This window comes from Candidatus Woesearchaeota archaeon, from assembly GCA_030651135.1.
In the GTDB taxonomy this organism is placed as follows: domain Archaea; phylum Nanobdellota; class Nanobdellia; order Woesearchaeales; family JACPBO01; genus JACPBO01.
On the sequence record JAUSCS010000001.1, the window covers coordinates 1 to 10,685 of the forward strand.

Consider the following 10,685-nt stretch of genomic DNA (forward strand, 5'->3'; position numbering starts at 1 on the left):
TTATGGGAGTTTTAACGAATCATTTAAAAAAATTAGACTGGTGGCTTATATTATCAGCAGTATTGATTGCTGGTTTTGGGTTGGCGTCAATTTATAGCACTTCTTTGCCAGGAAATAATTTTTTCAATTTTGAGAAACAAATTGTTTTTTTTGTGGTAGGGTTTGCCTTAATGATTCTAATTAGTTTTTTTGATTATAGGGGATTGAGAAATAATTCTTATTTAATTTTAGCTCTTTATTTTATAAGCCTTCTTTTATTATTAGGTCTTTTCTTTTTTGCTCCGGAAATAAGGGGCACCAGAGGATGGTACAAGATAGGATTTTTTTCCCTTGACCCTGTTGAGCCGGCCAAATTGGTTTTAGTAATTTTATTGGCTAAATATTTCTCAATGAGACATGTTGAAATGTATAAATTCAGGCATATTATTTTTTCTGGGATGTATGTTCTTTTACCATGTATCTTAATTTTTTTAAAACCAGATTTAGGAGGAACAATGTTATTAATTGCAATATGGGTCGGCCTTTTGCTTATTTCTGGCATTAAAATTAAACATTTTTTAATTCTGTTTTTATGCTTTCTTTTAATAATCGGTCTTGCTTGGAATTTTTTGCTAAAAGACTATCAAAAAGATAGAATTTTATCTTTTATATTTCCTTATAATGTTTTGGGTGGGTCTTGGAGCCAGACGCAATCTAAAATTGCGATAGGGTCTGGAATGATTTTGGGTCAGGGAGTAGGCAATGGGTCGCAAGTGCAATATGGATTTTTGCCAGAACCGCACACAGATTTTATTTTCTCTGTCATTGCAGAAGAATGGGGATTTTTAGGAGTATCTATTTTTTTCTTGCTGTACATAAATTTAATTTGGCGAACGTTAAAAATTGCGATTGAATCTCAAACTAATTTCCCCCGTCTTTTTGCTTCCGGTTTTGCTATTGTGTTAATAACTCAATTTATTATTAATGTAGGAATGAATCTTTCAATGCTCCCGGTAGTTGGTATTTATCTGCCTTTGGTTAGTTACGGAGGGTCGGGGTTAATAGGAACATTTATCGGTCTTGGCATATTGCAGTCAATAAAAGTAAGGAGATAGGCAATAGGTATTGACATTTTTTTATAAAAAACTATAATAGTATTATATTGAAAAAGAAGTGGCCACTTTACTCTAACTAAAATTAAATACCCCTGCCCAGCTGTTTTTTGTTTGCGTCTGATATTTTTTGAAATATAAAAAGGGCAAGGGGATACACCCTAAACATTCTTAGGGTTTTTTATCGTTAATAAATAAATTTTTAATAGAATCTTCGGTATTTGTTTTTAAAGCTACTTTAAAAATAAATACCTTCACTTATATTTTTTTCTGAAAAAATTATTTCTCAAAATTTATTGCCTCGCTTAAATTTAAAATTTAAAAAATCAGCGCTATGGCAGGAACTATTCATAAAGTAAAAAATTTCTCAAAGTCCAAGCTCTCTTTTTCTACTCCTCATCTTTTGACTATGCAAAGAGATACATGGGAAGACTTTTGGGATGTTCGGGTAAAAGAGCTTCTTTCAGAAATTTCTCCAATTATAGATTATACTGAAAAAGAATTTGAGCTTTGGTTTTTGAATTACAAATTAGGCAAGCCAAATTATAAAAATGGTTTGGAAGCAAAAAGAAACAACGACAGCTTGGAAGCCGCTTTGAGAGTTAAAGTTAGGTTAGTTAATCGCAGAACCAAAGAAGTAAAAGAACAAGAAGTTTTTCTGGCTGATTTTCCGTTAATGACCGAAAAGGGAACTTTTGTTGTAAATGGAGTAGAAAGAGTTGTTGTTTCGCAACTTATTAGGTCGCCGGGGGCATTTTTTACATCAAGGTCTTTTCGCGGAAAAAATCACTTTGGCGCAAAAATCATTCCAAATAGAGGAGCTTGGTTGGAGTTTGAAACAGAAGAGTCAGGTTTTATAGGAGTAAAAATTAATCGTAAAAGAAAAGTGCCGGCAACCACACTGCTTTTGGCTTTGGGCCTTGATACAGTAGAAAAAGTTGAGAAAGAGTTTAAAGATATAGACAAAGGAGAAATACAATATATTAAAGAAACTTTAAAAAGAGACACTTGCAAAGACCAAAAAGAGGCATTGGTAGAAGTTTATAGAAGATTGAGGCCCGGAGATTTGGTAACCCCAGATACCGCAGAAGACTTGATATTTAATATGTTCTTTAATTTTGACAGATATGACTTGTCAAAAGTTGGCAGATGGAAAACATGGCAAAGATTACCGAACTTAGCTCTAGGTAAAAAGAATTTGCCTGTGCAAACAGGTAAAGATATTTCAAAAGATGATAGAATTTTAAAATTAGCTGATATTGTAGAAGTTGTAAAAGAGATTATTAGATTAAATAATAACCCTGATGCAAAAGCAGACCAGGTTGACCATTTAGGCAACAGAAGGGTAAGAACTTTATCTGAGCTTTTACAAAACAGATTAAGAGTTGGAATGATGAGAATGGAAAGAATAATAAAAGACAAGATGTCTACTTTGGACCCAACTACTATAACTCCAATTCAACTTATAAATCCAAGACCGTTAATGGCAGTTGTCAAAGAATTTTATACTTCTTCTCAGTTTTCTCAGTTTATGGACAACGAAAATCCTTTGGCAGAGTTAGAACATAAAAGAAGATTAACCACTACGGGACCCGGCGGTCTAACAAGAGAGAGAGCCGGTTTTGAAGTTAGAGACGTACAGCCATCTCACTACGGAAGAATTTGTCCTATTGAAACTCCAGAAGGGCCTAATGTTGGGTTAGTGGGCCATTTGGCTTCTTTTGCCCGAGTAAATCCGTATGGATTTATTGAAGCTCCGTATTTTAAAGTAAAAAACGGAAGAATAACCGACGAGGTTCATTATCTTTCAGCTCAAGAAGAAGAAAGATATACAATTATTACAGCCTCGGTTCCACTAGATGATAATGGCAAAATACTCCCTGAAGTTCCGCCAAACAAAGTTGAGGCAAGGGTTAAAGGTGAACCAGCAGAAACTGAAATTTCCAAAGTAGATTATGCTGACGTTTCTTCAAAACAGTTTATTTCTGTTGCGGCTTCTTTAATTCCATTTTTGCAGAACGATGACGCATCAAGAGCTCTTATGGGGTCTAACATGCAACGTCAGTCTGTCCCTTTGTTAAAACCGGAGGCTCCGTTGGTTGGAACTGGTGTTGAAAGAAATGTTGCTCGTGATTCGGGACAAGTGATATTAGCAAAATATCCAGGCGTTGTTAAAGAAGTGGATTCACAGCACATTAGAGTATTATATGACCAAGGGTCTAAAAAAGTTGAAGAAGATTATGAGCTTCAAACATTTATAAGAACTAACCAATATTCTTGTTTTCATCAAAGGCCAATAATTCAAAAGGGAGAAGTATTTAAAAAAGGAGATGTTTTAGCTGACGGAGCCGCTATATCTGAGGGCAGGTTGGCTTTGGGCAGAAATATTTTAGTTTGTATATTACCGTTAAGAGGCGGAGGGTTTGAAGACTCTATCACTATTTCAGAAAGGTTGGTAAAAAACGATGACTTCACTTCAATCCACATAGAAGATTTTACTTGCGACGTAAGAGAAACAAAATTGGGACCTGAAGTTACAACTTCTGATATTCCCAACGTTGGCGAAGAAAAATTAAAAGATTTAGACGAAGAAGGCATAGTCAGAGTCGGGGCGCAAGTCGGTCCTAATGATATTTTAGTTGGAAAAATTTCTCCAAAAGGTGAAGCAGAATTAACTCCTGAGGAAAGATTATTAAGAGCTATTTTTGGAGAAAAATCAAAGGATGTCAAAGACAGCTCATTAAGAATGGAGCACGGTAAAAAAGGTAAGGTGACTAATGTTAAGATATTTTCACGAGACTTGGGACATAAATTGGAACCTGGAGTTATAAAAAAGATTCAGGTTGAAATTGCCGAAACAAGAAAAGTAAAAGTTGGAGATAAATTGGTGGGAAGGCACGGTAATAAAGGAGTTGTTTCAAAAATATTAGCGGAAGAAGAAATGCCATATTTGGCAGACGGCACTCCAATTGATTTGGTATTGTCGCCTTTATCGGTTCCTTCAAGGATGAACATAGGACAAATTTTAGAAACTCATCTTGGTTGGGCGGCTAAAAAATTAAATTACATAGCGATTTCTCCTGCATTATTGGGAGCTGATAAAGAAGATATTAAAAGAGAATTAAAAGAAGCTGGGCTTCCCGAATCTGGTCAAACAACTCTATATGATGGTAAAACGGGTCTGCCTTTTCCAAGACAGATTACAGTTGGCTATATGTACATAATGAAGTTAATCCACATGGTTGATGATAAAGTTCACGCCAGATCAATCGGCCCATATTCTTTAATCACCCAGCAACCTCTCGGCGGAAAAGCTCAGTTTGGAGGCCAGAGATTTGGAGAGATGGAAGTATGGGCGCTGGAAGGATATGGAGTAGCTCATACTTTACAAGAAATGTTAACTATTAAGTCCGACGACGTTATGGGCAGAGCTACAACTTACGAAGCTATATTAAAAGGAGACCCTATAAGAAATCCAAATATTCCAGCATCATTTAACTTACTAGTGGCTGAATTAAAATCTTTGGGACTGGCGGTTGAAGTTAAAGAAAGACCAAGAGAAGAAAAAAATAAAAATTAAAAACTTAGAATAAGCATATCCTTCGCCCGCTTGGGCTCAGGATGAATTTATTCGCTAAACTTATAAATTCATGCGTGTAGTAGATTTAGAATCAATAAGAATAAAATTGGCCTCTCCCGAGGAGATTTTGTCGTGGTCTCATGGCGAGATAATTAAGCCAGAAACAATAAACTACAGAACGCAAAAACCTGAAAAAGAGGGTCTTTTTGATGAAAGAATTTTTGGCCCTGAAAAAGATTATGAATGTGCTTGTGGAAAATATAAAAGAATAAGATATAAAGGAGTAGTTTGTGACAGATGCGGAGTGGAAGTTACAAAGTCTTCAGTAAGAAGAGAAAGAATGGGCCACATTAAACTGGCTGCCCCAGTTTCTCATATCTGGTTTTTAAGGGGAGTTCCATCAAGAATGGGACTGGTTTTAGATAAATCTTCACAGCAACTAGAAAAAGTTATTTATTTTTCTTCATATATTGTCACTAAAATTGACAACGAAGCAAGAGACAGAATTTTAGATGCTATTGAACAAGAATATAAAACAAAAGTTAAAAAAGAAAAAACAGAAGCAGCAAAGCAAGAATTAAAACAAGCCAGAGAAAAAGCCAAAGAAGAAGTTTTGAGTATAAAAACACTTTCAATTTTGTCAGAAGTTGTTTATCATGCTTTGTCTTTAAAATACGGAGAGATATTTGAAGCGGGAACTGGAGCTGAAGCAGTAAGAAATATCTTTTCACAAATTGATTTAAAAAAGACGGTAAGCGAGCTTGTAAAAGAAAGTGAAGAAACTCCGCCAGCTTTAAAAAAGAAAGTTTTAAGAAGATTAAAGCTTTTTCAAGGGATGGTAAAAGCCAATATCAGGCCGGAATGGATGTTTATAGATGTGTTGCCAGTATTGCCTCCAGATTTAAGGCCAATGGTTCAGTTAGACGGCGGGAGATATGCCTCTTCTGATTTAAATGACCTTTACAGAAGAGTTATAAACAGAAATAACAGACTAAAGTATCTTTTGGAAATTTCAGCGCCGTCAGTTATTGTAAGAAACGAAAAAAGAATGTTGCAAGAAGCAGTTGACGCCTTGATTGATAACGAAATGAGAAAAGGAGTAACAACTACCGCCACTACCGGAGGAAAAAGATTATTAAAATCATTGGCCGCAATATTAGCAGGAAAACAGGGAAGATTTAGACAAAATCTTTTGGGTAAGCGCGTTGATTATTCTGGTAGGTCAGTTATTGCAGTGGGTCCTGAGCTTCATTTTGCTCAATGTGGTTTACCAAAAATGTTGGCTTTAGAAATTTTTAAACCTTTTGTTATTAAAAGAATTTTAGACAAAGAATTAGCCTACAACATTAGAGGAGCCGCCAGATTAATTGAGGAAAAAGTTCCGGAAGTCTGGGCTATTTTAGAAGAAATCGTAAAAAGCAAATTAGTTTTGTTAAACAGAGCGCCAACTTTGCACAGGCTTGGTATTCAAGCATTTCAGCCGGTTTTAACCGAAGGAGAAACAATAAAACTCCATCCATTTGTCTGCGAAGCGTTTAATGCCGACTTTGACGGTGACCAGATGGCTGTTTATTTGCCTCTTTCAGATGAAGCGCAAAAAGAAGCCAGAGAAATCATGCTTTCTTCTCTAAATCTTTTAAGGCCAGCTACGGGATTGCCAGTAATTGGGCCATTCCGCGATATCGCTTTGGGGTGTTATTTTTTGACAAAAATGAAAGAGCCCTCTGATGAAACTCAAAACAAACCAGCAGATGTTAAAAATTTAAAAGTGTATTCAAATAGCTCTGAAGCTGTCACTGCTTTTGAGTATGGATTTTTGGGATTAAATGAAAAAATAATAGTTCCAAATCCAAGAGCTCTCTTTGATGCCACTCAAGGTAGGCCTCAAGTGGAACTTATAGAAACGAGCGTCGGTAGAATAATTTTAAATACCAGTTTGCCAAAAGAACATCCTTATGTAAACAAATTAATAGATAACAAAGCGCTAAAAGGGCTCGTAAGAGAAATCATTGAAAAATATCCAAACGAAGAGGCTGTGGCATTTTTAGACAGAATTAAAGTTTTAGGATTTGAACACTGCACTTTATCTGGAATAAGCTGGGGTATGGATGACTTGATTGTTCCTAAAGAAAAAAAGCAATTAATTAATGAAGCGGAAAAAGAAGTTGAAGAAATTGATAACCACTTTAAAAAAGGGTTGCTTTCGCAAGAAGAAAAAACTTCACAGAAAATTTTAGTTTGGCAATCAGTAAAAACTAAAATAGAGGCATTGTTAAAAACTACTTTGCCAGAAGATGGGCCGGTATTGTCTATTATTAATGCCGGAGCCAGAGGCACTTGGGCGCAGCCGGTACAGATGGCTGGAATGAAAGGTTTAGTAAACAATCCTTCAGGCGATATTATTGAGTTGCCAGTGAAGTCATCTTTTGCAGAGGGTTTTAATGTTTTAGAATATTTTATTTCTACTCATGGAGCAAGAAAAGGAACTGCTGACACCGCTCTGAGAACTTCTTCTGCCGGATATTTAACAAGGCGTCTTATTGATGTCAGCCATGATGTTATAGTAAACGAAGACGATTGCGGAGATAAATCAGGCATAACTGTTTGGAGAAAAGATGCTGAAATAATAGAGCAAGATTTTGTATTTAAAATAGTTGGAAGATATTGCTTGGGAGATGTGGTAATAAATTCGCCATCTGGCGGAAAAAAAACTTTTGTTAAAAAAGGAGAATTCATTGACTGGAAAACAGCTTATGAAATTAGCAAAGCCGAAGTTGAAAAAGTTCAAGTGCGTTCTCCTCTGAGTTGTAAAAATAAATCAGGAATTTGTCAAAATTGTTATGGTTGGGATTTAGGCAGAAATAATTTGGTAAAATTAGGGGAAGCCGTTGGAGTTGTGGCTGCCCAGGCAATAGGCGAACCGGGCACACAGCTTACATTGAGAACTCATCACTTGGGAGGCGTTGTAGGAGTTGGTGACATTACACAAGGTTTACCAAGAATTGAAGAAATTTTTGAATCACGTTCTCCAAAAGGGGAAGCAGTAATGTCGTTGGCCGAAGGTAAAGTTGTAAAAATTGATGAAGAAAAAAGAATTATAACAATTGAACCCGTTTCTAAAAAATCTGGCAAAAAAGTATTACCATTAGAATACAAAATTCCCAACAGAATTGCCATTTTAGTTAATGTTGGAGATGAGGTTAAAGAAAATCAAGCTCTTTGCGGAGGCAGTTTGGATTTGAAAAAAATGTATAAATCAGCGGGATTAGAAGAAACCCAAAAATATATTTTAAAAGAAGTTCAAAAAATTTATTCCTCGCAAGGTGTTGATATTCATGACAAACATATAGAAGTTATAATACAAAAGATGTTTTCAAGGATGAAGATTAAAGAGGAGGGCGATGGTCCATGGGTAATGGGTGAAATTATTGAAGGAGGCGTGTTCCAAGAGGAAGTTGACAGATTGAAGAAAGCAAAGAAAACTCCTCCAACCGGAGTACAGGTATTGCTGGGAATCTCAGAAGTTGCCTTGGCCTCAGAATCATTCTTGTCGGCGGCTTCATTCCAGCAAACTTCAAGAGTTTTGATTAAGGCGGCTCTTGAAGGTAAAGAAGACAAATTACGGGGCCTCAAAGAAAACGTGATTATAGGAAAACTTATTCCAGTAGGAACAGGATTTATTAAAAAGAAATAGAGACAAAAGAACGATAAAGCTATTACAAGATAGATCTTGTAATAGCTTTTTTGTTTCTATATAATGATAGAATAGCAAAGAAGAAATTCTTATAAATTTTGGTTAAAATGGCTAAAAATAATAACTCAAAAAGGGAAAATAATTCCAAAATAAAAGAAAAAAAGTTGAATCCTGTTTTGTCTTCTTGGACAAAAAGATGGATAAAAGCAATTTTAATGTTTTTGGTTGCTGTAGTTGTGGGGCTTTCATTTTGGGACAAAGCCGGAACAGCCGGTGAAATTTTTATAAATGTTTCAAAGTTTTCGGTGGGGCAAGCTGTTTTTACGCTTCCATTGTTTTTCTTTTTAGGAGGATTGATATTTTTGAGGTCAAGAAAAAAAGGAAAAACATTAGCTATGTTTTTAGCCATTGCGGTTACGCTTTTAGGTATTTCAGCTGTTTTGGCCAGCCAGGACATGACTAAAATGCAGGGAGGATGGGCAGGTTTTTTAATGGCAAAATTATTTGTTGGTGGATTTGGGTTTTTAGCGGCTAATATTATATTTGTAGGAATTATTTTAATAGGCATTTTTATATTTTTACAGTTTATCAGAAGCGACATGCCTAGAGAAAAGTTAGAAGAGGATAAAAAGCCATCTTTTATGTCTCAAATGATGAAAAGCCAAGAAGCATCTTCATTTAAAATAAAAGGAACAGAAGAAGAAAAATCTGAATCGTCGGTTCCTGTATCTCCGAGAATATCTTTATTTAAAAAAACAAAACCAGAAGAAAAGAATTTGTCAGCTGGCGGAGAGAAAAAACCAACAGTAACTCAAAAAAGCGACTTTGTATTACCTCCATTAGATTTACTTTCTAAAAATGAATCTCCTCCGACTTCAGGCAATATAAAAGAAAATTCAGCTATAATTAGAAAGACTTTAGAAAATTTTGGCATACCTGTTGAAATGGCAGAAGTAAATGTGGGGCCTACTGTAACTCAATATGCTTTCAAGCCTGCAGAAGGAGTGAAATTATCAAAAATTACAACGCTGTCTAATAATTTGGCATTGGCTTTGGCGGCTCATCCAATTAGAATTGAGGCTCCTATACCGGGCAAATCTTTAGTGGGTATTGAAGTGCCAAACAAAGTTAGGTCAACAGTTGCTTTAAGAAATTTGATTGCTCATCAAAATTACCAAAATGCCACTACACCTTTACTAATTTCTCTGGGTAGGAATGTTGCAGGTTCTCCGGTTTACGCAGACTTAACAGAGATGCCTCATATGTTGGTTGCCGGTTCTACGGGAACAGGTAAAACAATATTTTTAAACAGCTTGATTTTGAGTCTTTTGTATAAATCAACTCCCGATAATTTAAGAATGATTATGGTTGACCCAAAAAGAGTGGAGTTCCAAAATTATAATGACATTCCGCATTTATTGTGTCCTATAATTTATGACGCAACAAAAACAATGAACGCTTTGCAGTGGCTGATAAAAGAAATGGAAAGAAGATTTGAAATATTCTCTGAAATTCCAGCCAGAAATATTAATAGTTATAACCAGAATAAATCTGTTGTCGCGTCTGGATTGCAGTTGCCATATATTGTTTTAGTTATTGATGAGTTGGCAGATTTAATGGCCGCCAAAGGAAGGGATTTAGAAGCTGGAATTGTAAGGTTAGCCCAAATGGCAAGAGCCACAGGTATACATTTGGTATTAGCCACCCAAAGGCCGTCTGTAGAGGTTATTACGGGTTTAATTAAGGCCAACATCACTTCAAGGGTTACTTTTCAGGTTGCTTCACAAGTTGACTCAAGAACAGTTTTAGATACAGCCGGGGCTGAAAAATTATTAGGCGGTGGAGATATGTTATATATGTCGGCTAAATCTTCTAGAATTACAAGAATCCAGGGACCATATATTTCAGAAAAAGAGGTTAAAAAAGTAGCTGATTTTGTTTCTGAACAAGGCAAGAAAATAGAGGAACCACAGTCTGTTTTAGCCCAAAGTTTAAAAGAAAGTTTGGAACAAAATGAATCTAAAGGAGGAGAAGTATTCTTTAGCGGAGACGACGACCCATTGTTTGAAGATGTAAAACGCATAGTTTTAGAGACTCAAAAAGCGTCTGCTTCATTCTTGCAGAGAAGATTAAGAATTGGATATTCAAGGGCGGCCAGATTAATTGATATGTTGGAAGAAAAAGGAATTGTAGGCCCTGCCGATGGAGCAAAACCAAGAGATGTTTTTGCTGACAAGGCAGACATTCAATTTGGTCCAGACAAAAAACCAAGCGGACTTGATGAATCAGAAGAACCGGGTGGCTCTGAATGGCAAAAAGC

The 10,685-nt window shown here is 35.8% G+C and carries 4 protein-coding genes; all 4 read left to right on the forward strand.

The genetic code is table 11. From position 1 onward, the window contains the following. Window positions 1–1,094 (forward strand): FtsW/RodA/SpoVE family cell cycle protein (locus Q7J54_00005; GenBank protein ID MDO8739940.1); only part of this gene is annotated, 1,094 nt, incomplete at its 5' end. 331 nt (window positions 1,095–1,425) lie between these two features. Next, a complete protein-coding gene (locus Q7J54_00010; GenBank protein MDO8739941.1) occupies window positions 1,426–4,671 on the forward strand; it encodes a DNA-directed RNA polymerase subunit beta in 3,246 nt (1,081 codons plus the stop codon). 70 nt (window positions 4,672–4,741) lie between these two features. Continuing rightward, a complete protein-coding gene (rpoC, locus tag Q7J54_00015; GenBank protein MDO8739942.1) occupies window positions 4,742–8,365 on the forward strand; it encodes a DNA-directed RNA polymerase subunit beta' in 3,624 nt (1,207 codons plus the stop codon). Between the two features lie 107 nt (window positions 8,366–8,472). Beyond that, the coding region (locus Q7J54_00020; protein MDO8739943.1) for a DNA translocase FtsK at window positions 8,473–10,685 on the forward strand (2,213 nt) is incomplete at its 3' end.

Excerpts from the sequence above, each read along its gene's own strand:
- Q7J54_00010 (MDO8739941.1), top strand. The coding sequence starts at position 1,426 with ATGGCAGGAACTATTCATAAAGTAAAAAATTTCTCAAAGTCCAAGCTC.
- rpoC (MDO8739942.1), top strand. The coding sequence starts at position 4,742 with ATGCGTGTAGTAGATTTAGAATCAATAAGAATAAAATTGGCCTCTCCC.